The organism is Bacillus sp. A015 (assembly GCF_053851875.1).
In genome coordinates this window covers 1-19,192 of record NZ_JBSPZB010000025.1, presented here as the reverse complement: position 1 = coordinate 19,192, position 19,192 = coordinate 1, and the positions used below count along the sequence as shown (strand labels likewise).

Here is a 19,192-nt window from a genome sequence, read left to right as displayed (position 1 = left end):
ACCTCTTTATTTACGCCCGATTATCTTTTGATTTTCCTTTGAACAAGTGAATATGTTCTAGTGCTTTCCCTGTTCCGATCGCCACACAGTCAAGTGGGTCCTCAGCAATAATGACTGGCATTTTCGTTTCATCGCTAATGACTTTGTCAAGATTACGCAGCAATGCACCGCCGCCTGTTAAAACGATTCCGCGATCCATTATATCTGCTGCCAGCTCAGGTGGCGTTTTTTCAAGAGTGGCTTTTACCGCATCAACAATTGTTTCCACCGTATCGCGAAGCGCTTTTGCAATCTCTTCTGCCGTAATAGAGATCGTTTTTGGCAGACCTGTTAAAAGGTCACGTCCGCGAATGTCCATCTCATCATGCACGTCTGGCTGTGCAGAACCGATTTCCATTTTAATCGCTTCTGAAGTACGGTCACCGATCATCAGATTATACGTTTTACGAATATAGCTGCTGATCGCATCATCCATTTCATCTCCTGCAACACGGATCGATTGAGAAGTCACAATGCCGCCAAGTGAAATAATGGCCACTTCTGTTGTACCGCCGCCAATATCCACAACCATACTTCCTGTTGGCTCCCATACAGGCAGGTTAGCACCGATTGCCGCAGCAAATGGCTCTTCAATAGGGTATGCGTCACGTGCACCAGCTTGTCTTGTTGCATCAATGACTGCTCGCTCTTCTACAGCTGTAATACCAGATGGCACACATACCATCACGTAGGGTTTACGAGCAAATAGCCCTTTGTTTTTAAGTGCTTGATTAATGTAATATTTCATCATTTTTGCTGTCGTCTCGTAATCAGCAATGACTCCGTCTTTCATTGGGCGAAGTGCGACAACATTACCAGGTGTACGGCCAATCATGTTTCTAGCGTCATTTCCGACCGCCACTATAGACTTCGTATCAGTTTCCAAAGCTACGACCGAAGGTTCTCTCACAACAATTCCTTTTCCTTTAATAAAAACAAGCGTATTCGCTGTTCCAAGATCTATTCCAAGGTCTTTTGTACCAATTCCAAACATATGTATGTATCTTCCTTTCTTAAACCAAAATTCCCTTTAGGGAAAAACTCATAAACTCTATTATATCGTAAAACATCGAAAAAAAAAGTGTTACAAATACCCTTTTTCCTTCAAACTCACAAATTTTTGATCACCTATGACAAGATGATCAAGCAGCTGTATTCCAATCAGCTTTCCACATTCAAAAAGTCGCTTTGTGACTTCAATATCTTCCCTGCTAGGCGTCGGATCTCCAGATGGATGGTTGTGCACACATATAAATGAAGCAGCCGAACGTTTAAAAGCCTCTTTGAAAATTTCGCGCGGGTGAACAATCGATGAGTTCAGACTTCCAATAAACACAGTATGTTTATGAAGAACTTGATTTTTTGTATTGAGATAAAGACAAACGAAATTTTCCTGCGTCAAAAATCTCATATCTTCCATCACAAAGTTCGCCCCATCCTCTGGCGTGCGGATGACATAACGGTTGTCCGTCGTTTGATGGTGTAATCTAGTGCCGAGTTCTAACGCAGCTAAAAGAGAGATCGCCTTCGCTTTTCCAACTCCTCGAATCTTCGACAGTTCTTCAATAGAAGCTTCTTTCACAGAACGAAGGCCTCCAAATGTTTGCAGAAGTCTTGCGGAAATTTGAAGAACAGATTCCTTTTTTGTGCCTGTCCTAAAAAGGATCGCGACAAGTTCATGATTTGATAAACTGCTTGGACCATATTTGATAAATCGTTCTCGCGGTTTTTCATCATGAGGGAAATGCTTAAGCAACATAGGGAAATGGTTAATGATGAACACTCCTTTTGAATTCCTTCCCGTCATCAAAAAGGGGTGATTCCAAATGTTTCAAGCACTCTAACTGTTTTGGCAATAGGGAGACCTACAACGGAAAAATAATCACCGTCTATTTTTTGAACAAACAGTGCGCCTTTCCCTTGAATGCCGTAGCTTCCCGCTTTATCAAGCGGTTCGCCCGTTTCGATATAGCGGTTGATTTCATTTTGCGTAAGCGTCCAAAATGTCACTTCTGTCTGTTCATAAAATGTTTCTTTTCTATTCTCTGACTGAATCGTGACACCAGTCAAGACTTGATGTGTCTTTCCTGACAATAATTGAAGCATTGTGGCCGCTTCTTCCTTGTCTTTTGGTTTCCCAAGACATTTGCCGTCAATTGCAACAATCGTATCTGCACCAATGATCACAGCTTTGGGATGTATTTTTTGAATATCATTTGCTTTTTGTTCTGCCAACCATTGGACGTTCTCAGCAGGCGAAAGGTTTCGATTTATTTCTTCTTTTAAGTGACTTGCTTGAATGTCATAAGAAAACCCTGCTAGATCAAGCAATTCTTTTCTTCTAGGTGATTGAGATGCGAGAATCAATTGGTTCATGTTCGTTCATCCTTTCAGGGTTTAGCCTAAGAAGTAAGATACCCATTCATCCTATCAAATGTACATCTTACCGACAATTTACGAAAATTCATTTTTCATGTTCCTTCATCATTATGTTGGATGCAAAAGAAAAAAACTAGTCATTTTTTGACTAGTTTGCTCTCTTAAAAAATGATTTTACGTATTTAATTGATCAAGCAGCGCTTGCTGAGATTTCCACCCATTTTCAGCCGTTGGGTCATTTAACAGTTGCACCGCTTTCAGCAAACTGCTTTTAGCTGATGCGTCAGTTGTTTTGGCACTTTCCAGCTCAGAGATCAGCTGCGTGACTTCCTTTTTCTCTACTTCATCCCCTGCAATCACCTTTGAAGATAATACAGAAGCCTTCTCTATTAAACCAGTCAGCTCATCTGGCACTTGAAATGAGAGCTCCTTACCGCCCCATGCTTCAAAGTGCTGATCGATTAGCTTCTTCCCAACAGCACTTGTCATGCCTTGTTCTGTTGCAAGCCCAGCAATCACATAATATCCATCATCCATTGAAACCTTTTTCCCCGCATATCCTGCATCTTTTAAACTGGTAACCAAGTCATCTGCTCCTTTTTCAGAGGAAAACTTTCCAGCCTGTACGACAAAAGTTGAAAAACTGCCAGAGACACTTTTTTCACCTTTGTTCTCTTTTGATTCATCTGTATCTCCCGCCGCTGGCGGCGCATCACCTCCGGCTTTCATCGCAGATTGGTTTCCGGATGCTGAGACACTGACATGGTCACCGCCTGACGGATTTGCTGAACCGTCTTTGCTTAAGCTTAGTGCAAACACGCCGAGGCCTGTCCCAAGAACCACTGCAAATACAATCGTTGTCATCACTCTCTTGAAGGGACCGCGGTTTTTACTGAACTTCTGATCAAATGAGCCTTTTTTCTTTTGATAAGGCGTGACGACCTTTGGATCAGAGTGGTAAATATGATCAGCTGCATCGTCCCACTGGAAATCTTCTTCTTTTGGTTTAGATGGATCTTCCTGTGAAGCAGCTGTCTCCTGTTCTGATTTCCTCTTTTCCTCCCAATTCGAAAACGTCACATGATCCTCTTGCTGTTTTTTGGGCTGATGATCTTCTTCATGAAGCATTTCTTCCTTGCCATTAATATTGACCTTTAACCCTTGTTTTTTTGCCTGCCTTTTTTTCATTGTCATTCCCCGCTTTCTGACATTGTTTGTAAGAAAGACCTTTTTGTCCAATGAATCAGTGCGAATTTAACCCGTCCTTCTTTCTGTTTCACACTTTAACATAGCAGATAAAAAAAAGAACAAGACTTTTGTCGGCAGGTTAAAAAAGTGTTCGCCAATTTTTTCACCCAAATAATCCGCTGAATGGGCTTAAGACATGAGACCCAAAAAGATAAAACCAAAAAGAAAAAGCGATCGCAGGAACAAAGGGAAATGGCTCGTCAAATCGAAAGGAAAAGACCTTCGCATAGACCATTCCGCCGACAGATGAGAGGAAAAGAATGATGAGGAATGCCTTTAAACCAAAGCAAAACGCAAGCACACCGAACAGCTTCATATCAGCCCCTCCCATGCTGTTTGGCTTAAAACGATCTAAACTATAAAATAAGAGAAAACAAAAAAGCAGAGAAGCCGCTCCTTCCCACCAAATAAGAAATGGTTCTAGCGTGCGGTATATGACGAATAGAGGAAAAAAGAAGAGAAACAGCTCGTTTGGTACCCTCATATAAAGAAGATCGCTCACGACAGCAATCACGAATAAACTACAAAGAATCACAAGAAAAAGGCCTTCAAACGAAAAACCAGCGTTCCTATAAATGAGCAAAAAAAGGCTGCCTGACAGCAGCTCAATCATTGGATATAACAAAGACAATCGGGTGCTGCAATGTTTACACGACCCTCTCAATACAATATACGAAACGAGCGGAATCATTTCATACAGAGAAAGTGGCTGTTTACAAATGCCGCAGTGAGAACGCGGAAAGAGTATGGACCGCTTCATTGGCAGTCTTTCACCAACTAGATGAAAAAACGATCCCATGGTGATGCCTGCAAGAAACACAAAAATGTCAATCATATTCAGTGGCTCCTTCCGGGGATAAGATAGACCGGATTGTACCATAGCCAGTTACGTTGAGCACCTAGTGAAAATATGATTTTATCCCTCTTCTACACATCAAAAGAAAAAGACACAAATGGCATAGTAGCCATTTGCGTCTTTTCATTACCCTATAAGACGATTTCGTATATCTGAAATAAAATAAAGGGAGCCAGTGACAAGTATAATTGCCAAGGGATCACCGCTTTTTTTCTGAATCCATTCAAGCACTGCACGAGGGTCATCGTCATACGATTTTGTTTCTAAATGACTACATGCATAAAGCTTTTCCGCTGATTCAGCTCTTGGAAAATCAAACGAAACAAAATGAATAGAAGAACTAATGGCTTCAAGCTTTTCAATCATTTGTTTGTACGGCTTATCTTTTAAAGCGCTAAAACATACATGCATCTGTTTACTGGAAAAATGAGCTTGTACGGTTTCGATTAAACGGTCCATCCCCTCTTCATTATGAGCACCGTCGAGATAGACAGGAGGATGATCTTTGACCTTTTCAAATCTCCCAGCCCATACTGCTTGCCGAATCCCTTCATACAAATGCTCTTCTGTCACGCTGATATGGCCTTCTTGCTCCAGCCATTCAATCAATAGAACGGCAAGAGATGCATTTTGCCTTTGGTGCGTTCCAATTAACCCTGTTTCAAGCTCTGGATACTGCCTTTTTGGGGTGCGTAACGTGAAACGTTCACCTGTTTCTGTCGGCTGCTGCTGATCAAAGGTACATGTATCATGTAACGAGATGCATACGGCATTCTTTTCTATTGCAGCGTTTTGAATGACAGCTAGTGCCTCTCGTTGATGAACAGCCGTGATCATGGGAATACCATCTTTTATAATGCCTGCTTTTTCAGCTGCAATCTGTTCAAGTGTGTCGCCTAAAATCGCCATATGGTCATGGCCAATTGACGTAATGGCCGTTAAGATCGGCACTGCAACATTTGTTGAATCAAGCCTTCCGCCAAGCCCTGTTTCCAATAGGACAAAGTCTACTTGGCGCACATGGGCAAAATAAGCAAATGCACATGCTGTAATGATTTCAAATTCTGTTGCTGCGCCAAGCTCTGTTCCATCTAATTCATCAACATAAGGCTTTATCTCATTCACCAAATTCAGCCATTCTTCATCCTGAATAGGCGCTCCATTTACGCTGATTCGTTCATTGAACGTTAAAATAAACGGAGAGGTGAAAGTTCCAACTGAATAGCCGGCTTCTTGTAAAACGGAACGAGTAAACGCAATCGTTGATCCTTTTCCATTTGTACCAGCAACATGCACCGCTTTTATTTTTTGTTCTGGATGGCCTAGTCTGTTCATTAGCCACTTCATTCTTTCAAGACCTGGTTTTACGCCAAAGGCCAGTCTGCTATGAATCCACTCAATGGCTTCATGATAGGTTGTAAACAATGTCATCTCTCTTTTCATACGAAATTTTCAAAAAAGACGACTCCATTCCGTTAGGAGCCGTCTTTTCAACATTATGCTTTCAGCTCTTCAATCCGCTTTTGAACAGCTTCGCGTTTTGCGACATAATCACGTTCTTTCGCACGCTCTTCTTCTACGACACTTTCAGGCGCTTTTTTCATAAAGCCTTCGTTGCCAAGCTTTTTCTGTACTCGTTCTACTTCTTTTGTCAGCTTATCAAGCTCTTTTTGCAGACGAGCAATTTCTTCATCTAAGTTGATTAAGCCTTCAAGCGGTAGAATGAGTTCTGCTCCAGAAATGACAGCCGTCATCGCTTTATCACTAGCTGGGACATCTGTGCCAATTTCAAGAACACTTGGATTCGTGAAGCGCTCAATATATGAACGATTCTTCTCTAAACGCTCCTGAACATCAGATGTGGATGCTTTGATGTAAAGCTCGACTTGCTTGCTCATTGGCGTGTTTACTTCACTGCGAATGTTACGAACAGAGCGAATGAGTTCAACGAGCAGCTTCATGTCAGCAGAAGCTTGCTCATTTGAAAGCTCCGGCTTCACTTCAGGCCATTTCGCAACGGTAATGGACTCACCTTCATGCGGAAGATGCTGCCAGATTTCTTCTGTTAAGAACGGCATAAACGGATGAAGAAGTCTCATCGTTTGATCTAAGACATACGCAAGGATCGAACGAGTCGTTTTCTTCGCAGCTTCATCTTCTCCATAAAGCGGAAGCTTCGCCATCTCAATATACCAATCACAGAAATCATCCCAAATGAAGTTATATAAATGTCTGCCAACTTCGCCGAATTCATACTTGTCAGCAAGCTGTGTGACACTTTCAATCGTTTCATTTAAGCGGGTTAAAATCCATTGGTCAGCAACTGATTTTTCACCTGTCAAATCAAGTTCATCATACGTTAAACCATCCATATTCATTAAAGCAAAACGGGATGCGTTCCAAATTTTGTTCGCAAAGTTCCAAGTGGATTCAACCTTTTCAAAACTGAAGCGAAGATCCTGACCTGGTGAGCTTCCAGTGGCTAAGAAATATCTTAATGAATCCGCACCGTATTTGTCGATGACCTCCATTGGATCAATTCCGTTGCCAAGCGACTTACTCATTTTACGCCCTTGTTCATCGCGGATGAGCCCATGAATAAGGACATCTTTGAACGGTTTTTCTCCTGTGAATTCAAGACCCTGGAAGATCATACGAGATACCCAGAAGAAAATGATGTCATAGCCAGTTACAAGCAGGTTTGTTGGATAGTAGCGCTTGAAGTCTTCACTGTCTGCATCCGGCCAGCCCATTGTAGAGAATGGCCAAAGCGCTGAACTAAACCATGTATCAAGGACATCGTTATCTTGTTCCCAGTTCTCAATATCTTCTGGCGCTTCCAGTCCAACGTATACTTCTTTCGTTTCTTTATGGTACCAAGCCGGAATGCGGTGTCCCCACCATAGCTGACGAGAAATACACCAGTCACGGATATTTTCCATCCAGTGTAAATACGTCTTTTCAAATCGATCCGGAACAAATTGGACTTGGTCATCACCTTTTTGCAGGTTGATGGCTTCATCCGCCAGCGGCTGCATTTTCACAAACCATTGTGTAGATAAATATGGTTCAACTACAGCTCCGCTTCGCTCACTATGACCAACTGAATGCATATGATCCTCAATTTTGAATAAAATGCCTTCTTCTTGTAAATCTTTCACCAGCTGTTTACGGCATTCGAAGCGGTCCATTCCTTTGTATTGCAGCGCATTTGCATTCATTGTGCCATCTTCATTCATGACAAGAATTCGCTCTAGCTCATGGCGGTTTCCAAGCTCAAAATCATTCGGGTCATGAGCAGGTGTAATTTTCACAGCCCCTGAACCAAACTCCATATCGACATAGTCATCACCGACGATTGGGATCTCACGTCCTGTAATTGGTAAAATGACTGTTTTTCCAATCAAATGCTGATAGCGTTCGTCTTCAGGATGCACAGCTACTGCCGTATCTCCAAGCATTGTTTCAGGTCTTGTTGTCGCAATTTCAATTGAACCTGTTCCATCTGCCAGCGGATATCTCAAGTGATAAAACGCCCCTTGAACATCCTTATAAATCACTTCAATATCAGAAAGTGCAGTCTTTGTTGCTGGATCCCAGTTAATGATGTACTCGCCGCGATAGATAAGCCCTTTTTCATATAATTGGACAAACACTTGGCGAACAGCTTTATTCAGACCTTCATCTAATGTAAAACGTTCACGCGAGTAATCTAGGCCAAGACCCATTTTCGCCCACTGGCTGCGAATAAAATCTGCATATTCTTCTTTCCACTTCCACGTTTCTTCCACAAACTTTTCGCGTCCGAGGTCATAACGGCTCACGCCTTCTTCGCGAAGCTTTGCCTCTACCTTTGCTTGAGTGGCAATACCGGCATGGTCCATACCTGGGAGCCATAGAACGTCAAAGCCCTGCATCCGTTTCATGCGCGTCACGATGTCTTGAAGTGTTGAATCCCATGCATGGCCAAGGTGCAATTTTCCTGTCACGTTTGGTGGAGGAATGACGACTGTATATGGATCTTTCGTTTTGTCATTTTGCGCTTCGAAGAATTTCCCTTCAAGCCAGTACGTATAGCGGTCTTTTTCAATCGCATTTGGATCGTACTTTGTTGGCATTTCTTGATTATTTGTTCCCATTTGTGTTACCTCCACATTTTTTCGGCTGATGAAACATAAAAAAAGCCTTTCCATCCTTATAAAAGGACGAAAAAGCTTTTTCGCGGTACCACCTTTTTTCACGGAACACATACACGTGTCCCGTACACTCTAAAGGATAACGGGGTTCTCCCGAATTTCTCTACTTGTTCATTCAAGAAATTAAGCTCACAGGCGACCTTCCAAACAAGTGCATCCTAGGAAACCTTTCAGCTATTGGTTTCCCTCTCTTTAGGGTCTTGCTCGTACTCTTCCTGGTCCACGCTTACGATATATCACGTTCATCAGCACATACTCATCTTTTATTAATATTACTAAATGCCTTTTGTTTTCGTCAATCATCTTTTCCGCTTTTCTTCTGCTTTATACAAATTGGGCAGGCACCCTTCGCTTCATTGCCCATATGATAATAACAAAATGAAGAAGGAGGGCGTTTGATTTTGAAGAAGATCAATCCTTACACACTTCCCCCCTGGCTTAGACAAATTCGGGCAGTTGCCTCCCAAGTCGTTCTCCCGATCGCCATATTTCAAGGGTTTCGCACGATCATTTTCCCCACAACATTTGACGTCCTCATCCTAGGTATTCTTATTTTTCTCGCTTGTGCCTTTCACCTTGATTGGTTTTAAAAACTCACGCTTATGTATCGGTCATTCCTTTACAGAGAAATGATAAAGCCAACACAAAATCACCTCGTCATTCTGCTGATGACGAGGCGTTTTGTTCTTCTTCAAGGCGTCTAGCCTGCTCAATCTCGTGAATCTTCATGACGGTCGGCTCTGAATTTTTCATTTGCCAATACGCTCTTAACAGCTGCTGACAGCTTTCCATCTCATCCTGCCCGCCTGCTTCATAGGCTTTCACCGTATCAAACAGACCTTGCGGATAAGCAAGGTAGCTTAAGAACAAATGAAGCTCTTCCTCCCGAAGGGGATTTCCTTTTTGATACGTATAAAACAAGGAAGTGCATTCAGGACAAGACGTAGGATAGGTTTTGAATGTCCGAAAGTAAAAGGTCAGAAGGTCATAAATGGGGGCGGCCTTTTTGGACCGCTCAAAGTTGGTGAAATGTCCTGTTCCTACATCATTATACAAAAAGTGATGGATCGATAATTGTCCATGATTTAACACAACACGTGTTGTCTCTTGATCTTTCATTTCCTCGTGCCAATCCTCTAATCGTTCAAGCGCAAATTCACTGGCAGACATAGCTTCTGAAAAATACATAGCAGCGGCCAGCTCAAATGGCGACATATACCAAGTTTGCTCTGCCCGCTCTATGAATCGTTCATACATGTCTTTCTCTGTTTCCCATTTGGCCTTGATTTGTGTGTAGTGAGCTTCAATTTCTTGCTCTGTGATGTCCATCATCACTTCAGTTCGTTTATGAAGTCTTGCAATCTCTTGAAATAAATATTCATGTTTATCGTCCTGCTCTTCTCTCTTTTCATTCGTCAGCCATGGCATGAGATAATATGCGTACTGGCTTTCCCGATGACTTGAGAAAAAGGAACCGCTCTTCGTCCGATAAATCGGCACAAAGGAGCGATAACCTTTTGATTCTAATTCAAGCATTTGCTCTGTAAACTGCATTTGTCGATTTGCTTTTACTCGCTTTAGTGCAAATACACCCTGCTTTGTATACACCTTGACGACAGCAGGACTGACAGGTTCAATGTATTCAGCCTCAAGCCCGTATTCGTATAGGACAGATTGAATTTCATCCACGTTCACTCACCACATTTTCTCGGTCGGTCATCGCTTGCTATGCATTGCTTTTTTGATATTCAGGAATATAAAGAATCTGCCCTTCTTCAAGCTCCGCATCGACCGATAATGAGTTCGTTCGAAGGAGCTGCTGCACATTCAACTGATATCGCTCACAAATACGATCGACCGTATCTTCCTGCTGAACTATACAAATTTTCATGCGAGAAAAATCTTCCTCCTCCTGCTTAGCGAACAGCTTCGTTAAATAAAGAGAATTCTCACTGCCAGACGTTTCTCTTACTTCATTTTCAGGCTCCTCCGCTTCTTGGGCAGACTCATACACCTTTGGTTCTTCCCGTTCATATAATCGCTCTATTTGGTAAGTGTCATCCCGCTCCTCCTGCACCGTCTCCATATGATAAGCAGGTGGTTCAAATGCCGGATAAGCCGGAACCGTTTCTTCTTGCTCTTCAGCTGCTTCAGGGTCTTTTCTCACTTCCACCTCAAAGAACGTCTCATCTCGCTCCTCTTCTTCTAATAGCTTAGGCGGTTCAAAAAATGGCGGCTCTTGCACCTGAGCTTCGGGGAAGGAGCGATAACCAAGTGCCACTGCTTCTGCTTGGTCCTCCGGTTCTTCCGGTTCTTCTCGTTCTTCCAGTTCTTCCCGTTCTTCCAATTCTTCCATCTCTTCCTCTTCTTCCATACTCAACAGCTCTATTTCAATTTCTTCCTCTTCTTCCTGATCTTCTTGTTCGGTGCGTGCGTCGTCAATTTGTAATGCAGCCTGTTCCTCATAGTCCTGACGTTCATCGCTTTGCAGCTCTTCTTGTTCCTCATGTTCCGGCTGCGCCTGATATTCATAGGTCACATCGCCATATTCCTCTTCAGTACGATGGACAAATTCATAGGGCTCCTCTACAGGCACTTGAGGCGTTTCTTCATCTAACAGACCCTCAATCGCTAGATCAGCCTGAATGGTGAGCAAACGGCTTTCTGTCAGCTGGTAATCAAACGCATCAATAAACACAAACACATCATTTAAATGACTGATTTTGTTCTTAGGGATGGTGATATCAACTGGAAATTGATGCAGAAGCTCGGCTGTTCCGTCCTCTCTTACCTTCACCTCATCAGCTTGCCTGTATGATGCATAGGAACTGGATTCACCCAATTGCTCCTCTTGATTTATGTTGTATTCTCCTGTTAGCTCGAGTGAACCTCTAATGGAAACATAATCATTCACTTCTTGAACGAGAATGTCAGGATCGAGAGAAATTGACAGCAGCTCACTGACTTCCTGTCCGTTTTTGAAATAAATGGATTCTTCTACCGAAAACTGTAATCGATTGTTTTGAGACAAGTCGGTGTCCTCCTTTCATCTAATCCTTCAAAATAAAATTAGATGTCAATACAGGTGTATGCGGGAGGCGGTGAAAATATGATTGGTTTTCTCCAACGCAAAAAAGCCGATATGTCTCCATATCGGCTCCAGCGTGTAGACAAACCCTCGCATTCGTTGTCAGATCTGCGCGCTGGTGCTCACGAATGTCAATTCGCTCCGCTCCTGTGCTCGACCTTCCTAGACTTCAAAGGTTTTCATTCACGCTGAAAGGAAAACAAAGTGCTAAAAGCAGCCCTTTGTCAATGATGAAAGCCGATATGTCTCCATATCGGCTTCTGTTTATCGACGTAGTTTTTGAAAAACCTTTTCCACTGTCTCAATCGTATATTCGATGTCTTCATCCGTATGAGCAGTTGATAGGAACAGTCCTTCGAATTGAGAAGGTGGAAGGAAGATGCCGTGATCAGCCATTTCCTTGTAAAATTCAGCGAATAAATCAAGATCAGCTGTTTTCGCTTTGTCATAATTGATGACTTGTTCATTTGTAAAGAAGAATCCGATCATGGAACCAGCACGGTTAAACGTTAATGGAATACCATATGCTTTCGCTGCTTTCGACATTCCTTCTTCCAGTCGATCCCCTTTTCGTCTAAACTCTTCATAAGACTCAGGTGTCAGCTGTTTTAATGTTTCGAGGCCGGCAGTCATCGCAAGAGGGTTACCAGATAACGTTCCTGCTTGATAGATCGGACCACTTGGCGCAATTTGTCTCATAATATCCGCTCTTCCGCCATAAGCGCCGACCGGGAGACCGCCTCCAATGACTTTACCAAGGCACGTCAGATCAGGTGTGATGCCAAAATAGCCTTGCGCGCAGTGATAATCTACACGGAAGCCTGTCATGACCTCATCAAAAATGAGTAAAGATCCGTATTGCTCAGTGATGTCTCTCAGTCCTTGCAAGAAACCTTCTTGCGGAGGAACAACGCCCATATTTCCTGCAACCGGTTCTACAATGACACCTGCGATATCGTCTCCAAATTCTTGAAAAGCGACTTGAATGCTTTCTAAATCATTGTATGGAACTGTGATCGTATTGCTTGCAGTACCTTCAGGAACACCAGGACTATCTGGAAGCCCAAGTGTTGCCACACCTGAACCCGCTTTAATCAGTAAAGAATCACCATGGCCATGATAGCAGCCTTCAAATTTCACAATTTTATTTCTGCCTGTAAAGCCGCGTGCTAGACGAAGCGCACTCATTGTCGCTTCTGTTCCAGAGCTGACCATCCGAATAACCTCAATGGAAGGAACTCGTTCTGATACAAGCTTAGCTAACTCATTTTCAACTAAAGTAGAAGCACCGAAGCTTGTACCATGTTCAGCTACTCGCTGAATGCTTTCAACAACACGGTCATTCGTATGTCCTAAAATGAGCGGTCCCCATGATAAGACATAATCGATGTATTCATTTCCGTCAATATCGTATATCTTTGCGCCTTTGCCTCGCTCCATAAAAATCGGGTCTGTGTTGACTGATTTAAATGCACGTACGGGGCTGTTGACACCACCAGGCATTAAATGCTGCGCTTCTTCAAATGCTTGCTTAGATTTTTCATAGCTACGTCCCATTTCAACGTCCTCCTGTCTATCCGTTCTTTATTCTGAGAGCCATTTTGCCGCATCTTTTGCATGATACGTAATGATTAACTCTGCTCCTGCACGTTTCATGCTTGTCAGCATTTCAAGTACAAGCTCTTTTTCAGAAATCCAGCCATTTTGAGCTGCGGCTTTGACCATTGCATACTCTCCGCTCACATTGTAAGCGACAACAGGTAGTGTACATTCATTTTTCACATCACGCATAATATCTAAATAAGAAAGAGATGGTTTGACAATCAGGAAGTCAGCCCCCTCTTCGACGTCAGATTGCGCTTCTCTCAGTGCCTCTAAACGGTTTGCAGGGTCCATTTGATACGTTTTACGATCTCCAAACTGCGGTGTACTATGCGCTGCATCACGAAACGGACCGTAAAAAGCACTTGCGTATTTCACGGCATATGACATCACAGGCACATGAATAAAGCCAGCTTCATCAAGTGCCTCACGGATTGCGATAACAAAGCCATCCATCATGTTTGAAGGAGCGATGATATCTGCACCTGCACGCGCTTGGCTAACAGCTGTTTTTGCTAAAAGCTGAAGAGATTCATCATTTAAAATTTCGCCATCTTCAACGATTCCGCAATGTCCATGATCTGTATATTGGCATAAGCAAGTATCTGCAATGACAACAAGCTCAGGGAAATGCTTTTTGATCTCAAGCGTTGCTCTTTGAACAATGCCATGATCGTGATACGCCTCACTGCCCACATGATCTTTATGATCTGGTACACCAAATACAATGATGGATTGAATGCCAAGATCCACAAGCTCTTGGACTTCTTCTTTCACAATATCCACCGAAATGTGATATACACCCGGCATGGAAGGTACTTCTTTCCGGACATTTTCTCCCTCAACAAAAAAGATCGGATAAATGAAATCAGATGGTCTTAAAAAAGTTTCTCTGACTAGTTCTCTCATTCCTGCGCTTGTACGCAATCTGCGGTGTCTATTAAATTTCATCATTGGTTCAACTTCCTTTCAGATAGATGGCACATCAAATCAAGCATCCCGTCTATCGTATAAATATCTGGGGTTTCTGATGATATCCCGTATTGAAGCAGTGCCTCTTTTGTAAGAGGACCTATCGTCACAAAACAAGTGTCAGATGCAGCGAACTTCGCTACATCTGCCTCCATGGCATGCATAAATGAATGAACAGTGGATGAGCTCGTAAATGTAATAAAATCAAATGATTGCTCCATCATTGCCGATTTGAGGGCGGCAATTCCCTCCTCATCCTTGACTGTTTCATATAAAATCCATTCCTTTACTTCTATGCCAAGCGGAACGAAGGTTTGCTTCACCACATCTCGTGACAGGTGGCCTTTTGCTACAAAAACACGCTCTCCTGGGAGCACATGGTCAAGTAAGGCATCTGCCAGCTCTTCCGCTATAAATCGTTCTGGGACCACATCCACCTTGAAGCCGTGCTGCTTAAGATAGGCGGATGTTTTTTCACCTACAGCAGCCACTTTCAAGTGGGATAAGCTCTTATGTAAATGATGCTCCTCTATATAACTGAGAAAAAAAGACGCACCATTCACACTCGTGAAAACAAGCCATTGGCTTGCTTCTAAGTCTTTTAAAAATGCCTTCGCTTTTTCTTTTGTGAGCGTAGGCTCAAACCTGATAAGAGAGGTTAAAACTGCATGACCGTTCAGCGCTTCAATCTTCTGCTGAAACACACCCGCTTGACGTTCATTTCGAGTGACAAGCACTGTCTGCCCGTGAAGCGATTTGGCTAAGGTCATCGAGAGGACAAATCCTTTTTCACCTTGTCGATCAAACCCTTTGCTCCCTTATCAGCCATCTGCTTCGCGCACGCTGTACCAATTGCCTCAGGGTCAATGCCTGTTACGGTTTCTCTAATAATCGTGTGCCCGTCAGCAGATGCCACAAGACCCGTCAGTTCAATTTCATCACGCTCATTCATCGTCGCGTAACCAGCGATCGGCACTTGGCAGCTGCCATCCATTTGCTTGAGAAAAGCTCTTTCAGCGAGGACCGTTTTCTTCGTATATTCATTCGTAAATTGAGCCAGAAGCTGCAATAGCTCTTCATCATCTCCGCGGCATTCGATCGAGAGCGCGCCTTGTCCAACGGCAGGCAGGCAAGTATCAGGAGATAAAAATTCCGACACGACCTCTTTGCTCCATCCCATTCTGGACAGGCCGGCAGCAGCTAGAATAATGGCATCATATTCTTCATTTTTCAGCTTCTCAAGTCTTGTATCGATGTTTCCTCGAATCCATTTAATCTCAAGATCTGGTCTCTCCTGAAGAAGCTGCGCACTGCGCCGTAAGCTGCTCGTTCCCACAATGGCTCCCTTTGGCAGTTCATGAAGACGGAGATGATCCTTCGAAATAAGGGCATCCCGCACATCCTCACGCTCAGGAATACAGCCAATGACTAAACCTTCCGGAAGAGCGGCCGGCATATCTTTCATGCTGTGCACCGCCATATCAATGTCATGATTCAGCATCGCCTGTTCAATCTCTTTGACAAACAGTCCTTTTCCGCCAACCTTTGATAAGGTCACATCTAAAATTTGATCACCCTTCGTTACAATTTCTTTTATTTCGAAAGAATAAGAAGGGTTTAGTTCAGACAGCTTTTGAATGACCCATTTTGTTTGTGTAATCGCAAGCTTACTTCGTCTAGAACCTACTTTAATTGTACGCATTACGTCTTCCTCCCGACAAAGCCCTTAAGACTCATCATTATTGAAACCAATGAAAGGTTGATAAGCTACCAAGCAGAAAATAATTGATCATCAGCACAAGAAATGAAGCGACATTCCAACGTGCCACGATTTTGCCCTGCATATTTCTCACCAATCTGATATATAAGTAAAAGCCGTATAAAAACAGCATAATAAACGAACCAAGCACCTTTGCATCTGTCCAGTACAACGTATCATACGAAATATATGCCCAAATAATGCCGAGAATTAAACTAAGCAAGAGCATTGGTACACCAATAATATTTAACACGTAGGCCATATGATCAAGCTTTGATAAGTCTTCGATTCTCAGAAGCCATTTTCCCCATTTTTTCTTTTTCAGCAAACGATATTGAAAGAGATAGAGAAGCGAAAAAGCAAATGAAAGAGAAAAGGCACCGTATGATAAAATGGCCATCGTAATATGAATCACGAGCAGTTCACTCGTCAGCTTCCCCGCTAGTTCCGCCGAATGGAGATCAGATGGTGTAAAGGTGTGAATCGCCATCATGGAAAAACCAATCACATTTGTAAAAAAGACAATAAACTCAACGCGCAATACTTTTGTGAGGACAAGTGAAAGTGTCACAAGCACCCACGTATAAAAATATAACCCCTCTGCTACATTCAACACAGGGAATCGGTCTGTTTCCATCATAATATAGAACATGTAGACTGTTTGCAGCAGCCAGACAATAGAAAGCAACCAGAAAGCCATTTTTCCAGCCTTCCGGTTGTGTTGAAGAAAATCTATGAAATAGAACAAGACACTGAGTGCATAGATCAAGATCGTCGCTTCGTTGAGTCTCGCTACAATGGGTTCCATCATCGCTTAATCACTCACTGGCAACTGTAGCAAAGCCTTGTGCCATATTTGGTTTAAACAGCTGAAATGACCCTTGCTCTACCTGTACAGGCTCTGCCTTTTGCTCTTCATCTTCAACCTGTAAATCAAAGATTTCTTTAAAGAGTAAAAGTTTTTCTTCTGCATTCGGCTCCCCGGCAATTTCTTTTGCCTTTAAGATAGGATCTTTCAGCATTTGATTAATGATGCTTTTCGTATGTTTATTTAACAGCTTCATTTCACGGTGTGAGAGGTTTGGAAGCTTTCGTTCAATGCTTTGCATCGTATCCGCTTGAATCGTGAGCGCCTTTTCTCTTAGAGCAGAAATGACAGGAACAACACCAAGTGTATTAAGCCATTGCTTAAATTCCACAATTTCTGCTTCAATGAGGAGTTCAACCTGCTCAGCCACTGCACGGCGCTCTTTTAAGTTGGCTGCCACAATGCCCTCAAGGTCATCAATGTCATACAAAAAAGCACCTTCCACTTCAGAAATGACGGGATCTAAATCGCGGGGTACTGCAATATCCACCATAAATAGGGGTCTGCCTTTCCGCTTTTTATTCGCACTTTCGACCATTTCTTTTGTAATGACAAATTGTTTAGCACCAGTCGAGCTAATCACAATGTCCGCTTCAGATAATGTTTTTTCTAATTGGTTTAAGCTTTTAGGCTCTCCTGAAAAACGTCCGGCCAATTCTTTTGCCTTCTCATACGTTCGATTGATGACCGTCACCTGACCAATTCCTTGGCCTTGAAGGTTTTGTGCTGCAAGCTCGCCCATTTTACCCGCACCAAGAATAAGGACATGCTTATCAGAAAGACGTCCAAAGATTTTTTTGGCAAGCTCGACAGCTGCATAGCTGACAGACACAGCATTAGACGCAATATCTGTTTCCGCATGAGAGCGTTTTGCAACGGTGACCGCCTGCTTAAATAAATAATTGAAAACGGTACCAATCGTCTTCTCCTCTTGAGCTGTTTTAAAGCTGGAACGCACTTGACCGAGTATTTGTGTTTCACCAATCACCATGGAATCAAGTCCACAGGCCACACGGAATAAATGCTCAACCGCTCCATCGTTTTCATAAAACTTTAAATATGGAGAGACATCCTCTTTTTCTAAACCGAACCAATCTGCTAAAAATCTTTTTATATAAAACCGGCCAGTATGAAGCTGATCTACAACTGCGTAGATCTCTGTTCGATTACATGTTGAGATGACGATATTCTCTAGAATGCTTTTTTCTTCTTTAAGCTTGGACATCGCTGTTCCGAGCTCGCTCGGTTCAAAGCTCAGCTGTTCCCGTATCTCAACAGGGGCTGTTTTATAATCTAAACCCACAACAAGAATATGCATAACTTCAGCTTGCACCCCCAACGCCCTGTCTAATTTATAATAATTATAATATAGAATTTATTATTTATAATGATTATAACATATATTCATTTTTAACTGGATAAAAATTGTGAACAGATTTCAAAAATGTTGTGATATAGTAGAAAAATGTTCGACATCGATTATGCCATATCATCACTTCAAGCAATTTACCAGATTTGGCGTGTGCGGACAAATGATCTGCTTAAAAGAAGGTGACATCTTTGAAGAAGAAATCCATTTTGCTGCCGCTCACTTTGCTGGCTGTAGCGCTATATGCCATTCTCTCAGGAGGTCAATTTGACATTTGGAAGGACCAGGAGAAATGGTATACACTTGTACTGCTTTTTGGCCTTGCTTTCTTATATCAAGGAAAAAAGGAGCAGGAAACCTCTCATGTGTTTATCGGTATGCTCATGACAGGCCTTGCGCTACACTTTATCCTTCAGCCGAAATTGGACCATTGGCCAGACACATTTACGATGATTGTGTTCATCGTCGGCCTTGCGCTTTTGATGAAATCATCTCAGAAAAAGGAATACCGTATAGAAAGTGTTGCTTTAATTGCACTCGGTCTGTTTCTTTATTTCTTTCAGCAAATTACAAAACAGCTTAGCTCACTCTCTATCCCTACTTCCGGCTTTGAATTGTACTGGCCCTATGTACTGATTGCAGTCAGTCTCCTCTTATTATTTTTAAAAAGGAAATAACTTATACAATAAAAAGGCATCTGCTCATGGGACTGACCCCATAAAGTGAGACAAATAAAAAACACCTTCAAGTTTGAAAACGGATCGTTGTTATCCGAAATAAGACGTGGAGGTGTTTTTTTCTATGGGGACAAGAGTG

At 42.6% G+C, this 19,192-nt stretch carries 17 protein-coding genes and 1 other annotated feature; of the genes, 2 read left to right on the top strand and 15 right to left on the bottom strand.

Annotated features, from left to right (window positions below):
• Nucleotides 1-10 precede the first annotated feature (10 nt).
• The 7 genes from ACSLGF_RS16905 to ACSLGF_RS16875 form a co-directional block, all read right to left on the bottom strand.
• Nucleotides 11-1,033 (bottom strand): rod shape-determining protein, encoded by a 1,023-nt coding sequence (locus ACSLGF_RS16905; RefSeq protein ID WP_456007328.1) that lies wholly within the window; start codon nucleotides 1,031-1,033, stop codon nucleotides 11-13.
• A gap of 90 nt (nucleotides 1,034-1,123) precedes the next feature.
• Nucleotides 1,124-1,798, bottom strand: coding sequence for a RadC family protein (radC, locus tag ACSLGF_RS16900; RefSeq protein ID WP_456007374.1), 675 nt, complete (start codon nucleotides 1,796-1,798; stop codon nucleotides 1,124-1,126).
• A gap of 47 nt (nucleotides 1,799-1,845) precedes the next feature.
• Entirely contained in the window at nucleotides 1,846-2,415 is a 570-nt protein-coding gene (locus ACSLGF_RS16895) for a Maf family protein (protein WP_456007326.1), read from the bottom strand.
• Between the two features lie 177 nt (nucleotides 2,416-2,592).
• Nucleotides 2,593-3,606, bottom strand: a complete 1,014-nt coding sequence (locus ACSLGF_RS16890) for an SPOR domain-containing protein (protein WP_456007324.1) — start codon at nucleotides 3,604-3,606, stop codon at nucleotides 2,593-2,595.
• Nucleotides 3,607-3,769: 163 nt separating this feature from the next.
• On the bottom strand, nucleotides 3,770-4,501 hold the full coding sequence (locus tag ACSLGF_RS16885; protein ID WP_456007322.1) for a prepilin peptidase: 732 nt from the start codon (nucleotides 4,499-4,501) through the stop codon (nucleotides 3,770-3,772).
• A gap of 147 nt (nucleotides 4,502-4,648) precedes the next feature.
• A complete protein-coding gene (locus ACSLGF_RS16880; RefSeq protein WP_456007372.1) occupies nucleotides 4,649-5,953 on the bottom strand; it encodes a bifunctional folylpolyglutamate synthase/dihydrofolate synthase in 1,305 nt (434 codons plus the stop codon).
• Between the two features lie 65 nt (nucleotides 5,954-6,018).
• Nucleotides 6,019-8,661: a valine--tRNA ligase gene (locus ACSLGF_RS16875; RefSeq protein WP_327924893.1), complete on the bottom strand. Its 2,643-nt coding sequence runs from the start codon at nucleotides 8,659-8,661 to the stop codon at nucleotides 6,019-6,021.
• Nucleotides 8,662-8,720: 59 nt separating this feature from the next.
• Nucleotides 8,721-8,950: a binding site (T-box leader), on the bottom strand.
• Nucleotides 8,951-9,119: 169 nt separating this feature from the next.
• Here ACSLGF_RS16875 and ACSLGF_RS16870 point away from each other — a divergent pair.
• The gene (locus tag ACSLGF_RS16870) at nucleotides 9,120-9,308 is read left to right on the top strand and encodes a hypothetical protein (protein WP_003216497.1); all 189 of its coding nucleotides are present in this window, start codon (nucleotides 9,120-9,122) and stop codon (nucleotides 9,306-9,308) included.
• 67 nt (nucleotides 9,309-9,375) lie between these two features.
• Here ACSLGF_RS16870 and ysxE read toward each other — a convergent pair whose 3' ends face one another.
• From ysxE to hemA, 8 genes are all read right to left on the bottom strand, one after another.
• Nucleotides 9,376-10,407 carry a spore coat protein YsxE gene (gene ysxE, locus ACSLGF_RS16865; RefSeq protein WP_099727795.1) on the bottom strand — a complete coding sequence of 344 codons (1,032 nt, stop codon included), beginning with the start codon at nucleotides 10,405-10,407 and terminating at the stop codon, nucleotides 9,376-9,378.
• Between the two features lie 37 nt (nucleotides 10,408-10,444).
• A complete protein-coding gene (locus ACSLGF_RS16860) occupies nucleotides 10,445-11,749 on the bottom strand; it encodes a LysM peptidoglycan-binding domain-containing protein (protein ID WP_456007319.1) in 1,305 nt (434 codons plus the stop codon).
• 321 nt (nucleotides 11,750-12,070) lie between these two features.
• Nucleotides 12,071-13,363 (bottom strand): glutamate-1-semialdehyde 2,1-aminomutase, encoded by a 1,293-nt coding sequence (hemL, locus tag ACSLGF_RS16855; protein ID WP_456007317.1) that lies wholly within the window; start codon nucleotides 13,361-13,363, stop codon nucleotides 12,071-12,073.
• Nucleotides 13,364-13,390: 27 nt separating this feature from the next.
• Nucleotides 13,391-14,362 (bottom strand): porphobilinogen synthase, encoded by a 972-nt coding sequence (gene hemB, locus ACSLGF_RS16850; RefSeq protein WP_456007315.1) that lies wholly within the window; start codon nucleotides 14,360-14,362, stop codon nucleotides 13,391-13,393.
• Complete coding sequence (locus tag ACSLGF_RS16845) at nucleotides 14,359-15,150, bottom strand: uroporphyrinogen-III synthase (RefSeq protein ID WP_456007314.1); 792 nt, start codon at nucleotides 15,148-15,150, stop codon at nucleotides 14,359-14,361. Before ACSLGF_RS16845 ends, hemB begins: the two co-directional genes overlap by 4 nt.
• Complete coding sequence (gene hemC / locus ACSLGF_RS16840; protein ID WP_456007313.1) at nucleotides 15,147-16,082, bottom strand: hydroxymethylbilane synthase; 936 nt, start codon at nucleotides 16,080-16,082, stop codon at nucleotides 15,147-15,149. The genes ACSLGF_RS16845 and hemC overlap by 4 nt, the downstream gene beginning before the upstream one ends.
• Before the next feature lie 37 nt (nucleotides 16,083-16,119).
• Nucleotides 16,120-16,950, bottom strand: coding sequence for a cytochrome c biogenesis protein (locus ACSLGF_RS16835; protein WP_099727801.1), 831 nt, complete (start codon nucleotides 16,948-16,950; stop codon nucleotides 16,120-16,122).
• 7 nt (nucleotides 16,951-16,957) lie between these two features.
• On the bottom strand, nucleotides 16,958-18,325 hold the full coding sequence (gene hemA / locus ACSLGF_RS16830) for a glutamyl-tRNA reductase (protein WP_456007370.1): 1,368 nt from the start codon (nucleotides 18,323-18,325) through the stop codon (nucleotides 16,958-16,960).
• 242 nt (nucleotides 18,326-18,567) lie between these two features.
• Here hemA and ACSLGF_RS16825 point away from each other — a divergent pair, with 242 nt between their 5' ends.
• Nucleotides 18,568-19,053, top strand: coding sequence for a hypothetical protein (locus ACSLGF_RS16825; RefSeq protein WP_099727803.1), 486 nt, complete (start codon nucleotides 18,568-18,570; stop codon nucleotides 19,051-19,053).
• Nucleotides 19,054-19,192: the final 139 nt, after the last annotated feature.

What these genes read in the sequence shown, in the direction of transcription:
- ACSLGF_RS16905 (WP_456007328.1), bottom strand. Translation starts at nt 1,033, where the DNA reads ATGTTTGGAATTGGTACAAAAGACCTTGGAATAGATCTTGGAACAGCG.
- radC (WP_456007374.1), bottom strand. Translation starts at nt 1,798, where the DNA reads ATGTTGCTTAAGCATTTCCCTCATGATGAAAAACCGCGAGAACGATTT.
- ACSLGF_RS16895 (WP_456007326.1), bottom strand. Translation starts at nt 2,415, where the DNA reads ATGAACCAATTGATTCTCGCATCTCAATCACCTAGAAGAAAAGAATTG.
- ACSLGF_RS16890 (WP_456007324.1), bottom strand. Translation starts at nt 3,606, where the DNA reads ATGAAAAAAAGGCAGGCAAAAAAACAAGGGTTAAAGGTCAATATTAAT.
- ACSLGF_RS16885 (WP_456007322.1), bottom strand. Translation starts at nt 4,501, where the DNA reads ATGATTGACATTTTTGTGTTTCTTGCAGGCATCACCATGGGATCGTTT.
- ACSLGF_RS16880 (WP_456007372.1), bottom strand. Translation starts at nt 5,953, where the DNA reads ATGACATTGTTTACAACCTATCATGAAGCCATTGAGTGGATTCATAGC.
- ACSLGF_RS16875 (WP_327924893.1), bottom strand. Translation starts at nt 8,661, where the DNA reads ATGGGAACAAATAATCAAGAAATGCCAACAAAGTACGATCCAAATGCG.
- hemL (WP_456007317.1), bottom strand. Translation starts at nt 13,363, where the DNA reads ATGGGACGTAGCTATGAAAAATCTAAGCAAGCATTTGAAGAAGCGCAG.
- hemB (WP_456007315.1), bottom strand. Translation starts at nt 14,362, where the DNA reads ATGATGAAATTTAATAGACACCGCAGATTGCGTACAAGCGCAGGAATG.
- ACSLGF_RS16845 (WP_456007314.1), bottom strand. Translation starts at nt 15,150, where the DNA reads ATGACCTTAGCCAAATCGCTTCACGGGCAGACAGTGCTTGTCACTCGA.
- hemC (WP_456007313.1), bottom strand. Translation starts at nt 16,082, where the DNA reads ATGCGTACAATTAAAGTAGGTTCTAGACGAAGTAAGCTTGCGATTACA.
- ACSLGF_RS16835 (WP_099727801.1), bottom strand. Translation starts at nt 16,950, where the DNA reads ATGATGGAACCCATTGTAGCGAGACTCAACGAAGCGACGATCTTGATC.
- hemA (WP_456007370.1), bottom strand. Translation starts at nt 18,325, where the DNA reads ATGCATATTCTTGTTGTGGGTTTAGATTATAAAACAGCCCCTGTTGAG.